This window comes from Fundidesulfovibrio terrae, assembly GCF_022808915.1.
GTDB classification, from domain to species: domain Bacteria; phylum Desulfobacterota; class Desulfovibrionia; order Desulfovibrionales; family Desulfovibrionaceae; genus Fundidesulfovibrio; species Fundidesulfovibrio terrae.
In genome coordinates, this window is sequence record NZ_JAKZFS010000005.1 from 161,483 (window position 1) to 178,124 (window position 16,642).

Annotated in this window: 16 protein-coding genes, 1 tRNA gene and 1 other RNA gene; 8 read left to right on the top strand and 10 right to left on the bottom strand. The window is 64.0% G+C overall.

The genetic code is table 11. The features are described from left to right. The first annotated feature begins 154 nt into the window (after positions 1 to 154). The gene (locus tag ML540_RS15460) at positions 155 to 619 is read left to right on the top strand and encodes a CBS domain-containing protein (RefSeq protein WP_243363238.1); all 465 of its coding nucleotides are present in this window, start codon (positions 155 to 157) and stop codon (positions 617 to 619) included. 14 nt (positions 620 to 633) lie between these two features. After that, a complete protein-coding gene (locus tag ML540_RS15465; RefSeq protein ID WP_243363248.1) occupies positions 634 to 1,971 on the top strand; it encodes an ArsB/NhaD family transporter in 1,338 nt (445 codons plus the stop codon). A gap of 172 nt (positions 1,972 to 2,143) precedes the next feature. Here ML540_RS15465 and ML540_RS15470 read toward each other — a convergent pair whose 3' ends face one another. Beyond that, positions 2,144 to 2,575: an ACT domain-containing protein gene (locus ML540_RS15470; protein WP_243363251.1), complete on the bottom strand. Its 432-nt coding sequence runs from the start codon at positions 2,573 to 2,575 to the stop codon at positions 2,144 to 2,146. 9 nt (positions 2,576 to 2,584) lie between these two features. Then, entirely contained in the window at positions 2,585 to 3,889 is a 1,305-nt protein-coding gene (locus ML540_RS15475) for a phenylacetate--CoA ligase family protein (RefSeq protein WP_243363274.1), read from the bottom strand. Positions 3,890 to 4,025: 136 nt separating this feature from the next. Between ML540_RS15475 and rsfS the strand changes: the two genes are divergently transcribed. From rsfS to ML540_RS15495, 4 genes are all read left to right on the top strand, one after another. Next, a complete protein-coding gene (gene rsfS, locus ML540_RS15480; protein WP_243363283.1) occupies positions 4,026 to 4,433 on the top strand; it encodes a ribosome silencing factor in 408 nt (135 codons plus the stop codon). Further along, complete coding sequence (gpmI, locus tag ML540_RS15485) at positions 4,430 to 5,962, top strand: 2,3-bisphosphoglycerate-independent phosphoglycerate mutase (RefSeq protein ID WP_243363286.1); 1,533 nt, start codon at positions 4,430 to 4,432, stop codon at positions 5,960 to 5,962. The genes rsfS and gpmI overlap by 4 nt, the downstream gene beginning before the upstream one ends. Positions 5,963 to 5,972: 10 nt before the next feature. Then, entirely contained in the window at positions 5,973 to 6,215 is a 243-nt protein-coding gene (locus tag ML540_RS15490) for a hypothetical protein (RefSeq protein ID WP_243363288.1), read from the top strand. Between the two features lie 161 nt (positions 6,216 to 6,376). Then, complete coding sequence (locus tag ML540_RS15495) at positions 6,377 to 6,799, top strand: universal stress protein (protein ID WP_243363290.1); 423 nt, start codon at positions 6,377 to 6,379, stop codon at positions 6,797 to 6,799. A gap of 3 nt (positions 6,800 to 6,802) precedes the next feature. Here ML540_RS15495 and ML540_RS15500 read toward each other — a convergent pair whose 3' ends face one another. After that, positions 6,803 to 7,513, bottom strand: coding sequence for a TIGR02453 family protein (locus ML540_RS15500; RefSeq protein WP_243363292.1), 711 nt, complete (start codon positions 7,511 to 7,513; stop codon positions 6,803 to 6,805). 175 nt (positions 7,514 to 7,688) lie between these two features. Here ML540_RS15500 and ML540_RS15505 point away from each other — a divergent pair, with 175 nt between their 5' ends. Together ML540_RS15505 and ML540_RS15510 are read left to right on the top strand one after the other, a co-directional pair. Then, positions 7,689 to 8,255: a DedA family protein gene (locus ML540_RS15505; protein WP_243363294.1), complete on the top strand. Its 567-nt coding sequence runs from the start codon at positions 7,689 to 7,691 to the stop codon at positions 8,253 to 8,255. A gap of 58 nt (positions 8,256 to 8,313) precedes the next feature. Further along, entirely contained in the window at positions 8,314 to 8,943 is a 630-nt protein-coding gene (locus tag ML540_RS15510; protein WP_243363297.1) for a hypothetical protein, read from the top strand. 23 nt (positions 8,944 to 8,966) lie between these two features. Here ML540_RS15510 and ffs read toward each other — a convergent pair. From ffs to ML540_RS15545, 7 genes are all read right to left on the bottom strand, one after another. Then, positions 8,967 to 9,062, bottom strand: an RNA gene (ffs, locus tag ML540_RS15515) — signal recognition particle sRNA small type. A gap of 5 nt (positions 9,063 to 9,067) precedes the next feature. After that, positions 9,068 to 9,161 (bottom strand) — tRNA-Ser (locus ML540_RS15520). Positions 9,162 to 9,210: 49 nt separating this feature from the next. Beyond that, a complete protein-coding gene (locus tag ML540_RS15525) occupies positions 9,211 to 9,975 on the bottom strand; it encodes an enoyl-ACP reductase FabI (protein WP_243363300.1) in 765 nt (254 codons plus the stop codon). A 404-nt stretch (positions 9,976 to 10,379) separates the two neighbouring features. Continuing rightward, complete coding sequence (locus ML540_RS15530) at positions 10,380 to 11,405, bottom strand: electron transfer flavoprotein subunit alpha/FixB family protein (protein ID WP_243363302.1); 1,026 nt, start codon at positions 11,403 to 11,405, stop codon at positions 10,380 to 10,382. Positions 11,406 to 11,556: 151 nt separating this feature from the next. After that, positions 11,557 to 12,363, bottom strand: coding sequence for an electron transfer flavoprotein subunit beta/FixA family protein (locus ML540_RS15535; protein ID WP_243363304.1), 807 nt, complete (start codon positions 12,361 to 12,363; stop codon positions 11,557 to 11,559). 89 nt (positions 12,364 to 12,452) lie between these two features. Beyond that, a complete protein-coding gene (locus tag ML540_RS15540) occupies positions 12,453 to 14,309 on the bottom strand; it encodes a 4Fe-4S ferredoxin (protein ID WP_243363307.1) in 1,857 nt (618 codons plus the stop codon). Positions 14,310 to 14,479: 170 nt separating this feature from the next. Beyond that, positions 14,480 to 16,537 carry an acyl-CoA dehydrogenase family protein gene (locus ML540_RS15545; protein WP_243363310.1) on the bottom strand — a complete coding sequence of 686 codons (2,058 nt, stop codon included), beginning with the start codon at positions 16,535 to 16,537 and terminating at the stop codon, positions 14,480 to 14,482. Positions 16,538 to 16,642: the final 105 nt, after the last annotated feature.

Sequence of the window (16,642 nt, forward strand, 5' to 3'; positions counted from 1 at the left end):
TGGGTAGACATGATCCGCTCATGCCTGTATCTGCTCGGCATTCGTGAACGCTTCTCGTTTTTTTGCAATAATGACAATTTGTGGATTGCAGCCTCCAGCGATGTAATCGTGGACCCGATGCCGGTTTCTACCGATTAACTCAAAGGATTTACTCATGAAAATATCCACCATCATGAACAGGCAGGTGGCCAAGACCGGCCCCGGCGAAAGCTTCGCAAAGGTGCTGGCGGCCATGCAGGCCATGCCCTCGCGGCTTTTGCACGTTGTGGATGCTGATGACAGGCTCATGGGAATCATCTCCAGCTATGATGTGCTCAAGGTTATGATGCCTTTCTACCTGGACTCCAACTTGGCCAAGGCCGTGACCGATGACGAGAATTTCGTACGCCGCCTGCTGGCCGACAACGCTCACCTCACGGCTGCGGACATCATGGCCGTGGATATCATTACCCTCCATGAGGACTCCCATCTGCTGGAAGCCGAGGCCCTGATCAAGGAAAAGGCCGTCAATGCCCTGCCAGTTCTGGACGAGCAGGGGCACGTGGTGGGTGAAGTGACCCGCCAGGCCATTCTGTCTCAATTCATCGAACTCTGCGCTCCAGCAAGCTCGGAACAATAGGACGGAGCGCTTTCATGTTCTGGATAGCAGTCGGCATTTTCTTCAGCGCCTATGCGGTGATCGTTTCGGAAAAAGTCCATAAGACAAAGGTGGCCATGTTCGGGGCGGCATTGACGCTCTTGACCAAGGTTCTCACCCAGCACGATGCACTGCACAACATCGATCTTGGCGTGGATTGGAACGTCATCTTTCTGCTTATCTCCATGATGATTATGGTCAACATCATGACCAAGACTGGCGTGTTCCAGTACGTGGCCATAAAATCAGCCAAGATCGCCAAGGGAGACCCTGTCCGGTTGATGATCATCTTCTCCATCGTCACCGCCCTGGCCTCGGCGTTTCTGGACAACGTGACCACTGTGCTCCTGCTGGCCCCGGTTACGCTTTTGATCGCAAAAGAACTCGAGGTGGACCCCGTTCCCTACCTCATCACCGAGGCGATGGCCTCCAATATAGGCGGCACGGCCACCCTCATCGGCGACCCACCCAACATCATGATCGCCTCCAAGGCAGGACTTGCCTTCACGGATTTCGTCTACCACCTCACCCCCGTGATCATCCTCGCCATGATCGTGTGGATGCTGGTTTGGAAGGTGGTATTCGGCAAACGCTTGCGTGCCAGGGAGGATCTCAAGGCCCGCGTCATGGCCATGGACGAGAACGCGCTCATAAAGGACATGGGGCTACTCAAAAAGTCCGGCGCCATCATGGGGCTTACCATCGTGGGTTTCGTGCTGCATGGCGTGTTCCATTACGAACCGGCTACAGTAGCCCTGGCAGGAGCTTCTCTTTTGCTGATGCTTTCCGACGAAGATCCGCACACTGTGCTGATTGAATTGGAATGGTCCACCATATTCTTCTTCATAGGGCTGTTCATCATCATTGGAGGTACGGTGAAGGTGGGCTTCATCGAGGTGCTCGCGCGCAGCATGATTGGGCTGACCTCTCCGACACCCAGCGACATGTTCACGCTGTCCATGGTCATGGTGTGGTTTTCGGCCATGGCCTCGGCGATTGTGGACAACATCCCCTTCGTGGCCACCATGAACCCGCTGCTGGTGGACATGGCCGAGAAGGTGCTTGGGCCGTCCACGGGACTCAAGGGATTCGAGCTTCTCCAGCACCCCTCCATGATGCCGGTGTGGTGGGCTCTGGCTTTGGGCGCGTGCCTCGGCGGCAACGGCACAGCCATCGGGGCCTCCGCCAACGTGATTGTGGTGGGGATGAGCGAAAAGGCCGGGCACAAGATCACCTTCCTGCGTTTCATGAAGTACGGCGTGCCGGTGATGCTTCTGACCGTGGCCGTCGCAACGGTGTATCTGTACGTGCGGTATTACGTTCTGAAGTGGTAGCTTGGGAGAGCGCTTCCGGTGCGGCGATTGGCACATGCCGTGGGCAGGTCCAGACGCGCCCCTAAGCATTTGCCCTCCCGCATACGACCTGGCGGATGTCCTGTCCGGGACAAAAAAAGCATGCGCCCGGCTCGAATGATAGAGCCGGGCGCACAACTTCTTCTAGGTCAAATCACAGGTTGTACAGCGTCTCGCCGGGGATGATCTTGATCCCCTTCTTTCCCAGAAGCTCGATGGCCTGATCGGTCTTGTCGAACCTGAACACGATGATGGCTGTTTTGGAGCTCTGCTGCACAAAGGCGTACATATACTCCACGTTGACGCCGCCCGCGGACAGGATCTGCAAAATCGCATTGAGCCCGCCGGGCTGGTCGTCCACTTCCACGGCCACCACGGAGGTGCGCCCCACGGTGAAGCCGTTTTCCTTCAACGCCTTCTTGGCCTTCTCGTGGTCGGACACGATCAGGCGCAGGATGCCGAAATCGGAGGTGTCGGCCAGGGACAGGGCCCGGATGCTCACCTCGTTCTCGGCGAGGATGCGGGTCACTTCCTCCAGGCGGCCGGCCCGGTTTTCCAGGAAGATGGATATCTGTTCGACTTTCATGGGCTCCCCCTAGTTCGTCTTGCGCAGGTCGAGAATCCGCTGGGCCTTGCCTTCGGAGCGTTGGATGCTCCGGGGCTCCTTGAGCTTCACCTGCGCGGTGACGCCCAGGTAGTCCTTGATGTTTTTGACTATCTTGCCTTCGATGCGTTGTAAATTCTTGATCTCGTCCGAGAAGAGCTTTTCGTCCACTTCCACCTGCACTTCCAGGGTGTCCAGGTTGCCTTCGCGCTTGACCACCAGCAGGTAGTGGGGGGCCAGGCCCTCGGTCTCGAGCAGGATGGACTCGATCTGGCTGGGGAAGACGTTCACCCCCCGGATGATGAGCATGTCGTCGGAGCGGCCCATCATGCGGTGCATGCGGGCAAAGGTGCGTCCGCAGCGGCAGGGCACCACGTCCAGCTTGGTGATGTCGCGGGTGCGGTAGCGGATGAGCGGCTGGGCCTCCTTGGTGAGCGTGGTGATGACCAGTTCGCCGATCTCGCCCGGGGGCAGCACTTCGCAGGTGTCGGGATCGATGATCTCCACCAGGAAGTGGTCCTCCATGATGTGAAGGCCCTTCTGGGCGATGTTGCACTCGATGCCGACTCCCGGACCCATGATCTCGGAGAGGCCGTAGATATCGATGGCCGTGATGCCCATTTTGTCCTCGATGTCGCGACGCATCTCCTCGGTCCAGGGTTCGGCTCCGAAGATGCCGATGCGAAGGGGCAGGTCCTTGATATTCACCCCGGCCTCCAGGGCGGCCTCGTGCAGCACCAGGGCGTAGGAGGGGGTGCAGCAGATGACTGTGGGCCCGAAATCCTTCAGAAGCATCACCTGGCGTTTGGTGCCGCCGCCGGAGACCGGCACGATGATGGCCCCCATCTCTTCGGCGCCGTAGTGCGCGCCGAGTCCGCCGGTGAACAGGCCGTAGCCGTAGGCGTTGTGGATGATGTCCTTGGGCGAGGCTCCGGAGGCCACGAAGCAGCGCGCCATGAGCTTGGCCCAGTTGCGCACGTCGCGGTGCGTGTACCCCACCACAGTGGAACGCCCCGTGGTGCCCGACGAGGCGTGGATGCGCACCACGTTCTCCTTGGGCACGGCGAACAGCCCGAAGGGGTAGTGATTGCGAAGGTCCTGCTTTTCGGTGAACGGCAAGAGCTTCAGGTCGTCCAGGGTCCGGATGTCCGAGGGCTTGACCCCCATCTCGTCGAATTTCTGGCGATAGAAGCCGACATTGGCATGCACGCGCTCAACGAGCGCCTTGAGCCTCTTCAGTTGCAGGGCTTCCAGGTCCTCCCGGGGCAGGGTCTCCATCTCCACGTCGTAGATCATGTCGGCGTCACCTCCATCGTGTTGCGCGCGTCCTGCTGATACCTGCCTGATGCCGAGCGTTCGCGTCAATATCCCCGGCACTTTGCGTTTGCGGCTTGGGCGCAAAGTCTGTACGAAGGGGCCACGGAAAACACACATGCCAAAATCAAAGAAACCCATCATTCCCACCATCGATAAAGTCCGCCTTGTGGCCCTGTGGCTCATGGAAAAGAAAGCCAAGGACTTGACCGCCTTGGATGTCAGCAAGGTGTGCAGCGTCACCGAGGCCATGATCGTGGCCACGGCCGCCAACATGCGCCAAGCCCAGGCTCTGGCCGACCACGTTCTGGCCAAGTGCAAGGAGGAGAAATTCCCCTTCCTGGGCATGGACGGCTACAAGACCGGCCAGTGGATCCTCGTGGACCTGAACGACGTGCTCGTGCACATCTTCATGGAAGATGCGCGCGGCTTCTACAACATCGAAGGCCTGTGGGCCGAAGGCGGGGAAATCGCCCTGCCCGAGGCGCCAGCCGTGCCTCGATCCGACGACGAAGACGACCAATGAGCAAGGCTCCCACGTTGCTTCTGATCCTGGACGGCTGGGGCATCGCCCCGGCCGGGCCGGGCAACGCCGTCACCACGGCCTGTCCGCAGAACCTCCAGGCCCTGGCCGCCGGATACCCCCACGCGCGCCTCAAGTGCTCGGGCCGGTCCGTGGGCCTGCCAGGCGGCTTCATGGGCAACTCCGAAGTGGGGCACATGAACATCGGCGCGGGCCGCGTGGTCTATCAGGACATGACCCGCATCGACATTGCCATCGAGGACGCGAGCATCAAGTCCAACCCGGCACTCGTGGACCTGGCCGCCAAGGTCAAGGCATCGGGCGGCAAGCTGCACCTCATGGGGCTGGTCTCGGACGGCGGCGTGCACAGCCACCAGAAGCATCTTGAAGCGCTTCTAGAGACATTCCGAGATCTCGGTATTTCAAAGCTTTATGTACACTGCTTCCTGGATGGGCGCGATACGCCGCCCGAATCCGGCGCAGGCTACGTGGGCGATCTGCGCAATGCTATGGAGCGCATCGGCGCTGGCCGGATCGCCTCCGTCACCGGGCGCTTCTACGCCATGGACCGAGACAAGCGCTGGGAGCGCGTGGCCGAAGCCTACGCCGCCCTCACCGACGGCCTGGGCAGGCTCGCGGCCGATCCCGTGTCGGCCATTCGCGACTCCTACGCCGCCAAGGAGACCGACGAGTTCGTCAAGCCCACCCTGATGACAGGCGGCGACGGCAAGCCCGTGGCCCTCATCGAGGACGGCGACGCGGTGTTCTTCTTCAACTTCCGGGCAGACCGCGCCCGCGAGATCACCAAGGCCTTCATCGAGCCCGCCTTCGACGCCTTCCCCCGGGCCAAGACGCCCAAACTGGCCGGATTCGCCACCATGACCCAGTACGAATCCGGCTTCGGACTGCCAGTTTCCTTCGCGCCGGAAGAACTCACCCACACCCTGGGTCAGGTCTACTCCGACGCCGGGCTCAAGCAACTGCGTATCGCCGAGACCGAAAAATACGCCCACGTCACGTACTTTCTCAACGGCGGACGCGAGGAGCCCTTCCCCGGCGAAGACCGCGTGCTCATCCCTTCGCCGCGCGACGTGGCCACCTACGACCTGAAGCCCCAGATGAGCGTGCGCGAGGTCACCGACGCCTTCGAACAGGCCTGGGCCAAGGGCTACGACCTGGCCGTGTGCAACCTGGCCAACCTGGACATGGTGGGCCACACCGGCATCATGGACGCCGCCGTTGCCGCCTGCTCAGCCGTGGATGAATGCGTGGGGCGCATCATCGCCGCCGTGCTGGCCTCCGGCGGTCGGGCCATCGTCACCGCCGACCACGGCAACGCCGAGGAGATGCTCTCCGCCGATGGCGGCCGGATGACCGCCCACACCCTGAACGAGGTGCCGGTCATCCTGGTGGACCCCGCCCGCAAGGACGCCACCCTCAAGGATGGCAAGCTGGCCGACCTCGCCCCCACCATCCTCAAGCTGGCCGGGCTGCCTCAGCCCCCCCAGATGACCGGGCAACCCCTCATCTAAGGCGTACATCATGTCCGAGAAGAAAAAACCCGTCACCCCGGTGAAGCCCAGCGGCCTGGAACTGGTTTACCTGTACCCGTGCCCGTTCTGCGTGCGTGAGGTGCCGCTCATCGCGCCCACCAAGCCCACCATGGCCCAGTGCGACGCCTGCCATCAGCGTTTTCCGGTCGTGCCCGCCGACGAGAAGACCGTGCGGTATCTGAAGCTCATGACCGCCAACGGCCGGGCCGGGATCGATCCGGATTACCTGTAGGACATCGAGGCCGGGACGAGAGTCCCGGCCTTTTTCGCATGCGCCGCCAAGCGCACCGCGCTTCCCTCTTTTCCTGAGCCGGGGCTCTTTTTTCTGGCTGCGTCTTTGCCGGACGTGGTATGGGCATGCCACGTCCGGAGACAGGAAAAGGAGGCTCCTCCATGAACATCCTCGTGGCCTACGACGGCTCCCCCTACGCGGATAGAGCCCTTGCGCGCGCGACGGGGCTGGCCGGGAAATTTAGCGCGCCGCTCACCCTTTTCTCGGCGACCCCCGACCTGTGCCTGCCCTCCGTGGAATTCGACCCGGAAGACTGCGAGAAGCTCGCCCAGGCGTACTCCAAGGAAGCCCGGGACATGCTGCGCAAAAAGGCGGACGAACTCGCCGCAGGCGGCATCGCGGTGAAAACGGTGGTCGAAACCGGCGACCCGGTGGACAAGATATTGGAGACGGCCGAATCGCTGGGCGCGGACCTGATCGTGGTGGGGTCCCGCGGGATGCGCGGCGCCAGGCGGTTCCTGCTGGGAAGCGTCTCCAGCAAGGTCGCCGAATACGCCAAATGCGACGTGCTAATCGTGAAATGACCCTCAATCCTCCCTCCGTATCGCCTCCCAGCCGAACTCCAGAAGCGGCATCACTTCGTGCGTGAAGGCCCTGAGTTTCTCCACGAGCCCTGCATTCATGACGTCCTCGGTGCGCAGGTCGCGGCTGACGGTGAAGCTCTTGAGCTTCACCGCCTGGGCCAGTTCGGGGTCGGTGACGTCCTCGAAACCGCGCGGCAGGCGCTTGAGGGTGTTTTCCTGGTCAAAATGAAGTCCCAGGGCGGTGAGCTTGGCGAGCATGGCCTTGAAGGCTTTGGGCCTGTCGCGGATGTCGCGTCGGATGCGGGCCAGTTCCGGTGGTTGGGGGATGTGGAATCCGGCGGCCATGAAGCAGCCGGTGGGGTCGATGTGTATGTAGATCAGGCCCTGGTCGTTCTTGGTGCCAGAGGGGGTGAGTACGGCCCCTGCGTGGGTCTTGTAGGGGCTCTTATCGGGCGAAAAGCGGATGTCGCGGTTGATGCGGAACAAGGACGAGTGGCGGTCGCCCTTGAGAGGGATTTTGTCGTCCTTGAAGGCAGCGCAGAGGTTCTCCACCAGCAGGCCCATGGGCGCCTTGATCTCGCGTTCGTAGAGGGGCTTGTTCTTAGCGTAGTATTCGCGCGCGGCGTCGAATTCGAGGTTCTGCTGCAGGGTGAGAAGGGTCCGCAGGAAGGCGAGACCGTCCTGCGTGAATCCCTGGAAGCCGGGGGTGTTCATGGGGCACTCCTTTCATACGAGTGCGCACTATCTCGCCCGGAGCGAAAAGATGCAAGAGGGCGGTCTGGAGAGCGCATCGCCTTGTAGGCGGGTATGGAAATGCCGCTGACGTGTTCTCCCTTGCCTGCGCCGGGCCTGGGCGCGTAGGATGGCATTCGTTCGTTGGAGGTTGCCGATGGAGTTCGATGCGGCCAGGCTCCTGTCGGATTACGGCTATCTGGCCGTTTTCCTGGGGAGCATTCTCGAGGGCGAAACGATCCTGATCCTGGCCGGTTTCGCCGCCCACCAGGGGTATTTGTCATTCCCGCTGGTGGCCGGGGTGGCTTTCTGCGGCGGGGCGATGGGCGATCAGGTGTTTTTCTTTCTGGGGCGGCGATACGGCAAGGCCATGTTCGATCGCTTCCCGAAGCTGAGGCCCCATGTGGCCACGGTGGACCGGCTGATTCTGCGGTTCCATTCAGCGGTGATCGTCATGGTGCGTTTCATGTACGGTTTGAGGGTGGCCGGGCCGGTGATCATCGGGGCGAGCGGAGTTGCGCCTTGGCGGTTTATCGCTTTCAACGTGCTCGGGGCCGCCATATGGGCCTTGGCGATAGGCGGCGCGGGCTACGTGTTCGGCCATGCGATGGGGTGGATATTCGAGGACATGAAGCGCTACGAATACGTGGCGATGGCGGCCCTGGTCGCCGCTGGAGCTGCGTACGCCGTTTGGCGCAGGATCCGCGCGAGGAAGCGCCATTAGCCAGACGGGTGAGCGGAGTGCGACCGCGTAGGCGGCCATGCGGCCGGGGAGGTTCGCCATGAACGGTGATCCCAGAGGAATGGCCCAACAGGTTTTCGACGCGGTGGTGGATCGCGGCATCAAGGGCTTGCCGCCGCTGGTTTCGTCGTGGGAGCTCGCCGTGCACTACATGCGCGACGGGCGCTACGCCACGGACGACCGCCGGGTGGACGCGCTCATCCGCAGGGAATCAGGCAAGAACGCCTTCGCCACGGCCGTGACCAACATGGGAGGGGTAATGACCCTGCCCCTGGCCATCCCGGCCAACGTTTACGCATCCTTCGCCTATCAGGCTCGCCTGGCTGCCGCCGTGGCCCTGGTCTACGGGCACGACATCCGGGAGCACCGGGTACGGATGCTGGTCGGGCTGTCCATGGCCGGGAGGAGGGCGGTGGACATTCTCAAGGGGCTTGGCGTGCGCTTCACCACGATGCTTCTGGAGCGCGGCGCGGCACAGCTTTCGGAGCGCGTCATGGCCGAGGTGGGCCCGGGCGTGGGGCTTCGGATTCTGGCCCAGGGCGGGGAGCAGGTTCCGGGACTGGTGCTCAAGGCCGTTCCCGTTGCCAGCGCCGTGGTCTGCGCGGCCATTGACTGGAACTACTGCCGGGCCGTGGGGCGGGTGGCCCAGAGGATTTTCCGGCGGCAATGAAAAAGGCCCGGCGTTAACCGGGCCTTTGAAGGAAACCAGGCACCCAAAAGCAACCGTTACCGTTGCTCCCTCTCGGGCCTGGCGGGGTTGGCGGCGCCAATGCCGCCTGGCTTCCTTGGAAAAGTGGCGGAGAGGGAGGGATTCGAACCCTCGGTAACGGTTTTGCCGCTACACACGATTTCCAATCGTGCACCTTCGGCCAGCTCGGTCACCTCTCCGCGAGAGGGCGGTAATTAGCGGCTTCCGCCCGTCTTGGCAAGTCCTAAATTATATCCCGATGATATTAAATCCGCTGTCCACGTAAATCACCTCACCGGTGACGCCGCTGGACAGCCCGGAAGCAAGGTATACCGCGGTTCCGGCCACGTCTTCCTGGGTGATGTTGCGCTTGAGGGGAGCGCTCTTTTCGACCACGGGCAGAATGGTCTTGAACCCGGAGATGCCCGAGGCGGCCAGGGTCTTGAGCGGTCCTGCGCTCACGGCGTTGACGCGCACGCCCTTCACTCCGAGATCATTGGCCAGGTAGCGCACCGAGCACTCAAGCGCGGCCTTGGCCACGCCCATGACGTTGTAGGAGGTGACGACGCGCTCCGCGCCCAGGTAGCTCATGGTCATTACCGATGCGTCCTGGGTGAACATGGTGTCGAAGGCCTTGCACAGGGCCACCAGCGAGAAGGCGGACACGTCCAGGGCCAGGGCGAAGCCCTGGCGCGAGGTGTCCACGTAACGGCCCTTGAGGTCGTCCTGGCTGGCGTAGGCCACGGAGTGCACCAGGATGTCCACCTGGCCCCATTTCTCGCGAACGATGGCGGCGGCGGCCTCGATGTCCGCGTCGCTGGTCACGTCGCAAGGAAAGACGAAATCCCCGTCCAATTCCTCGCAGATGGGCTCCACGCGCTTGCGGATGGCTTCGCCGGGGTAGCCGAAGGCCAGAGAGGCTCCGTGTTCCTTGAAGGCCTTGGCCACGCCGTAGGCGATGGAGCGGTCGTTGGCCACGCCGAATATGAGGGCTTTCTTGCCGTTGAGCAGCATTGTGGTCTCCTTGATGTCGGTACCCTCATGGAGGGCTAACAGTGTCTACTAAGAAATCCGTGAACCGGGTCAAGTCGCGCGACAGTTTTCACGAACCCTCCGCATGATTCCGGCGGCCCCACGCACTGTATTTTTTCCGTAACGGCAGGCGGATGCGTCCTAGCAGCGATCCCGCAAAAAAAGACCGAGCCCGGCGGCGATGCGAACGATCGCCGGAGGCTGGTGCGCCGGTTGAGCCGCTGGAATGAAAGGAGCGCGGTCGAGAGAGGAAAAACGATGTCGCTGGCGGTATGTTCCCGTACGAAGAATTCGCCGGGAAAAGAAAAACCCCCGGCCGTCGAGCCGGGGGCTATTCTCATGGATCGCACCGGAAAGCAAGCCTGCCTCCGGACGTGCGGAGACTGTTAGGGCATCATTTCCAGTATCTTGCGCATTACCTCGAAGGCGTCGGCCACGTAGACCACATCCGCCTTGCCCTGGGCCCAGCCGCAGTTGGCGTCCAGGTTGATGGCCCGGCGCTCGCCGATGAATCGCCAGCCCACGGTGTGGGGCTCCTCGCCGTGGCAGCAAGTGGCCAAGCCCTTGGGGTGGCGGGGGGTCGCGCCGGTCTGGCCGACCTGGTGCATGTGCGTGAGGAAGCTCATGACCTGCTGGCCTTCGCCCGAGAGGTCCACCAGGGACTTGGATGTACCCAGCGAACCCTGGGACTTGCCCAAAAACTGCAGGATGATCTGCTCGGCCTCTTCCAGGTGGGCCGCGCCGTCAGGCTGCTTTTTGGTCCAGCCCGCGCCGGCCACGAAGAGGAGCGCCGCGTCGGGGCGGATGGTCTGCTCCTCGGCGGAAGGGGAGATGGTGGCGGTGTTCCGGGTGCGAACGCCTCCGGCAGGCAGCTCGGCGGTGACGGCCGTGACCTGGGCCTGGCCCGCGTCGCCCGAGTAGGGGGTGAAGCAGCCCGTGGAGACGCTTATGAACCAGGGGCGCTCCTGGCGGGTCAGCTCGGCGTACATGCGCTGGCGGTAGTACCAGCGGGTGACCACGGGCTTGCCGCCCTCGGCGGCCAGGGCGGTGACGCCGGTGTCCGAGCGACCGCCCACGCGGGCGGCGGCGCCGGGCAGCACGCGGCTCATGCGCGAGGTGGCCGCGCCGATGACGATGTCGGCTCCGGACGCCTTGTAGAGGGCCGCCAGGGCGGCAGCGTCGGTGGCGTAGCGGGGTTGGGCGAATTCATCGCCGGAAACTCCGTAGATGGCTTTTGCGCCGCATCCGGCCAGGGAGTCGGCGGCGGCCTGCACATCGGACCCGACCAGGCCTACGGCCAGGTCGGCCCCGAGCTGTTCGGCCAAGGTCTTTGCGGCGGAAAGGGCCTCGAGGGAAGCTTTGCCCAGGGAACCGTCGCATTCGGTCTGGGCGGCGAAGAGAATCGTGCTCATATGTTCCTCCGGCGTTCGGGACGGAATCGCCCGATGTTGCCAGTCGTGTCGGTGTCGAGCCTGTGGTCGGGAGCAGCCAGCTTTCCCGGTGGAAAGCCTCCGGCGGCCAAAGGGGCAAGTCCCTTTGGAATCCCCTTCCTGGGGCTTGCCGCTAGGCGCTCAGCCAGTCGACGATTTCCTTGGCGATGGTCTCAACCGGGGTGTCCTTGACGATCCGGGTCTCGCGCTTCTGGCTGGGGATCTGCACGCCGGCGTACTCGGGGCCGCCCTCGATCTTCACGGGCTTGGCTTTCTGCAGGGCAGGCATCACCAGGCGCATGTTCTGCATGCCCACCTGGGGATTGTTGGGGGGCTCTGACAGCTCGCCCGTGGCCCAGCCCACAACCGCCGGGGGTCCGGCCACCACGGATTCCTGGTAGCTGCCGCCCTCGATGCGTTCGAGCACCCGGAGGGAGCCGTCCCCGTTGGCCTCAAGCTTGTCCACGCCCTGGAACTGGTCGAAGATGCCGAGCTTCTCGCCCACGATCTGCATGGTGGCGCCAGCGCCGCGCGAGGCCGACATCCAGCCTCCGAACACCAGCAGGCGGGACTTGTCCAGGCCCGGGATGGCCTCGATGGCCTCGGCCAAGGCGCTGCCCACGGCGTCGGCCTCAACAAAGCCGCTGGACGGTCCGTCCAGCACCACCAGCTCGAAGGGAACCTTCTGAGCGATGGTCATCATCACCTGCTGGAGCTTGGCCTTGGGGCCCATGCTCACCAGCCAGACCTTGCTGCCCGGAACGTTCTTGGCCAGATTGGCGGCCTCGTACAGGGCGTGGCCCGCCCAGGGGTCCAGGATGGCGGGCAGCATCAGCTCGTTCTTCAGGCCCCATCCGGCGGGACCCTTGACCGGCTCCAGGGTCTGGAGCGGGTCGGGGACGATGCCGCCGCAGACGACTATGTTGAATCCTGCGCTCATAGAGTCTCCTTATAACGGGTTGAAGCCTCCGGCGGGCAAAGGGCTGCGCCCTCTGCACTCCCTTTTCGCTTCGCGTTCATGGTCGATACTCAGTTCTCGGCCGAATGCAGTCCGCCAGCCCCGGCCTTAAACTCCACGTTGGACTTCTCCGGGTCCTTGGGGTGCGGCTTGGAGCAGTTCCACAGGCACGCGCCGCAGTGCACGCACTTTTCCCGGTCGAACAGAGGTACGCCGTCCTCGGGATTCATGGTGATGGCCTGCCCGGAACACATGTCGATGCAGATCTTTTCATTGCAGCCCCGGCAGGTGTCGTGGTCCGCGAAGACCACGTGGTCCGCGAAGCCGAAGGGGGCTTGCACCTTGCCGCCGAGGAGCAGGGCGTCCTGGTGGGACACCAGCAGTTCGCCGTCGTATTCGATCTTGGGCCAGCCCACACGGTCCATGATGGCGTCGTGCAGCGCCTCGCCCTTGGCCTGACACTCCTCGCGCATGGCTTTGAGCTCGGCGGCCGGAATCTGGGGCGTGTAGGCGTCCTCCAGTGACGGCACGCGCTCGTGGGGCGTGCGGTGGTCGCCGGGCCAGTTGAACTTGCCGTCCGTGTACCCGGCGAGCGCCATGCCCATGAGGCCCTGGATGAAGCCCTTGCCGAAGCCGTCGCGGGACTTCTCGGCGACGATGGCCTCCTCCTCGAGCCGCGATGCGCGGCGGCGCTCCACGTAGACCCGGCGCAGGTTCTGCCGGGTGAAGGGCTTGCCCTCCTTCATGAGCTCGAGCACGCCCTCGGCCAGCTGCACGCCAGAGGTCCAGGCTTCGTCCACGCCAGAGCCGGTGAGCACGTTGGTGGTGCCGGAGCCCTCGCCGATGCGGGCGTATCCGTCGCCCACCAGCCAGGGCTCGCCGCGCCGCCCGGATTCCAGCAGCGACTTGGCGCCCCAGGAGCGCATCTTGGCTCCCTTGAGGTGCTTCCACAGATAGGGGTGGGTGATCCAGTGCTGCATGTAGCGGTAGGCGGTGCGCACGGGGATGTCCAGCCAGGAGGGCACGAAGATGCCAAGCGAGGCCACCCGGTCGGGCAGCACGTAAAGAAAACCGAAAATGTCCGGCTCGGGATATCCGAAGGTGTGCAGCACGAAGCCCTCGGGCAGGTCGCACCGTTCGGGCAGGTCCACCACCATCTTCATGCCCAGGGCCCAGTCGCGGCGGTGGTGGTTGTGGGGCATGCCCATGGCGTCGTCCAGGTCACGCCCCACGGGGCCGACGGGGCCGTCGCCGATGACGGTGAGGGGGGCCTTGATGTCCATGCCGGGCATGAACCCGGCCTCGGGCTCGCCCTTCTTGTCCACGCCCTGGTCAACCAGGCGTACGCCCACCACCTTGCCGTCCTCGATAAGCACCTTGGAGACGGGCATGCCGGGCCAGATCTGGGCCAGGCCCGAGGCCATCACCTCGGAGCCGATCCACTGGTTGAACTGTCCCAACGAAAACACCAGCCCCGGCTCCTTGCGCAGAAACGGCGGGATGTAGGGCAGTTCCACAGCCTCGTCCTTGCACCAGGGGAGGTGCTTGCCGAAGGTGCGGATCATGTTGTCCTTGAAGTCCAGCAGGTCCTGGCGGCGGCTCGCGCCGTGGGGATCCTGGAGGTAGACCACCTTCTCGTGGGTCACCTCGGCGCACATGGGGAGCTGTGAGGGCTCGAAATCGGGGAAGGACTCCCGGATGCCGCGCGCCTTGGAGACCACGCCGGAGACGCCCGCGCCTATGTCGTCGGCGCGTTCGTAGCAGATCACCTGGGGGGGCATGCCGGGCATGACCGTGCTATCGGCCGCCGGAGTGCCGTCGGGGTTGGTCAGGCCACGGGTCAGGGTGGTCAGGAAGCCGCCCATGGCCGGGCCGAATCCCACGCAGACGATGTCCACGTCCATGCTCTGGCGTTCAATCTCGGACATGTGCCTCCCTCTCGACACGGCGAAGGCTGACCCGCGTTCACGCGTCAGCCCCGGCGTAAATTATATGGGATTCCAAAGGGACTTTCGTCCCTTTGGCCGCCGGAGGCTTCCCCCATGACGCCTCGGCGCCTTCCCGGGAGAAGCCTCGCGAACAGCCATGATATCTCAAACTACATCGGGTAATCCAGGGCCTCGGGGATCATGACCTGGGTGAGGGCCTGGCCAGCGCGGTCCTTGGCCAGGGCCGCCCCGGACATGGAGCGGTCAAGCTCCCTACGCAGCTTCTCGAAGGCCTCCAGTTCTTCCTCGGCCTGGGGGCCGAAGCCGTAGACCATGCTGGCGCACACGCGGGCGCATTCCCCGGCGGAGTAGGCGGCCTGGGTCACGGCAAGATCGCGGAAGAAGGACAGGGTGCCTTCCAGACCCTCAGCCACGATGGGGTTCTCGGGGCCTTTCTCGGCCAGTTCCATGACGTCGGAGACCTGGCTGCGCGAGGCCATGATCCAGCACAGGGCGTCGGCCATGGGGAAGGTCACGTTCTGGCGGCGGTTGTGGTAAAGGCGCGCGCCGGAGGGGTCCTTGGCGCGCAGCAGGAATTCCAGGGTCCACAGCCACAGCTCCATGCCCTTGGCCACGATGGCCGCGCCGGTCTCGGGCTGATCCTGGCCCAGCTTGGCGAACTGGGCGATCCAGATGCGCAGCTTGGTGAGGAACACCTCGTTGGTCATGGTGATGGAGAGGTGGCGGCGCTGCACGGCCTCGGGGCCTTCGTAAGTGGCCTCGAGCTGGGTGTCGGTCCACTTGAAGAAGAGGAAGCCCGGGCAGTCCTCGGTGATGCCGTAGCCGCCCATGAGGGCGATGGCCTCGCGCATCTGGTTGGCCCCCTGGCCGGTGTTCCAGAGCTTGCAGGCCGGGCAGAGGATGTTGGCCAGCGATTCCAGCACGGAGTAGCGCACCAGGGTGTCGTTGCCCAGTTCCTCGAAGCGGGCGGCGTCGCGCTCGGACTCGGGCATGGCCTCGAGCTCGAGGTATTCAATGGCCAGCTTCTCGATCTTGCGAAGGGCGGTCAGTTGGGATTTGGGCCCCACGATGCCCTGCTCGGCGAAAATCTTGTCCTTGGCCTTCTCGGTGGGGTCGAGCTGGTCGAAGAGGCGGCCGGTCTCGAAGCCCAGCGACGCTCCTGCCTCGCCCATGGCCCAGATGCCGGCCAGGCGCAGCACGGCGTCCTGCTTCTGCTGGATGCCCAGGTCGTACTTGGGGGTGCCGGGCACGGCGTCGCCGCCGCGGAAGCGCTGGCGCTGGTAGCGGATCACGGGCTCAACGGCCGAGAGCAGCTTGGCGGAGCTCATGAGGGCCACTGGCACGCGGGTACGGTGGAACACCGCGCCGATGATCTCGGAGTGGGTGTAGTTGGGGACGATGACGCCGTCCTTCACGGTGTATCCGCCAACGATCCGGCTGGCCGGAACCTTCAGGTTGAAGACCGGGTCGCGGGTGGAGGAGAGCTGGTGCACCATCTTGAGGGTGGGCGCGCCCCTGTCGAACAGGCCCTCGTCGGTGTCCTCCACGATGATGATGCAGGAGGACTTGATGCGCGGGTCGTCGGTGTCCACGGCGCAGGTGGCGAAGTTGGCGAAATCCATGCCGGTGATGAAGCGGCCGCGCTTGTCCACCTGGAGGATGGGCTCCTGGCCCTCCTCCCATTCGAGCACGCGGACCTTGCCCACCAGGGTGTTGGTCTCCACGCCCACGTAGGGCAGGGGCTCGGTGAGGGCGAAGGCGCCCCGGAAGATGGTGCGGTCCTCTCCGGGCTGGGGGGGCACGCAACGGCTCATGTAGTAGTCGCGCTGTTCGGGGGTGCCGCGCTCGTGGATGGGGGCCAGGGCCAGGTTGGTGGCCAGGGAGCAGGTGGCCGCGCCGGCGTCCACCCAGGAGAGTTCGAAAGCGACGAGGGCCAGGGCCAGGTTCTTGGGGCCTTCGATGAAGCCGCCCTGGTGGGGGTCCATGAACAGGGCGGTGAGGCCGGAGGTGTCGAAGGCTTCCAGCAACTGGGCCTTGTGGTCGGTCCATTCATGGGTGTGGCGAGCGCCTTCGGCCACCAGCCGGGCCACGAGCGTGCGGGCCAGGGATCTGGCGGACTGCACGGCCATCTGAACGTCGTAACGGTCGGCGAATCGCCACATGATCTGGCGAACGTCGTCGCCAGGAAGAGTACGAAGGGTCTCCATGATTGTTCCTATTCCCCCAGTGTTTCGAAAAGCCGCGCTCTTGGAGGCGGCCTGAAATTACGACAAGTTATGCGAACCGCGCCGCCCAGTCAACGTGGCGGCGCA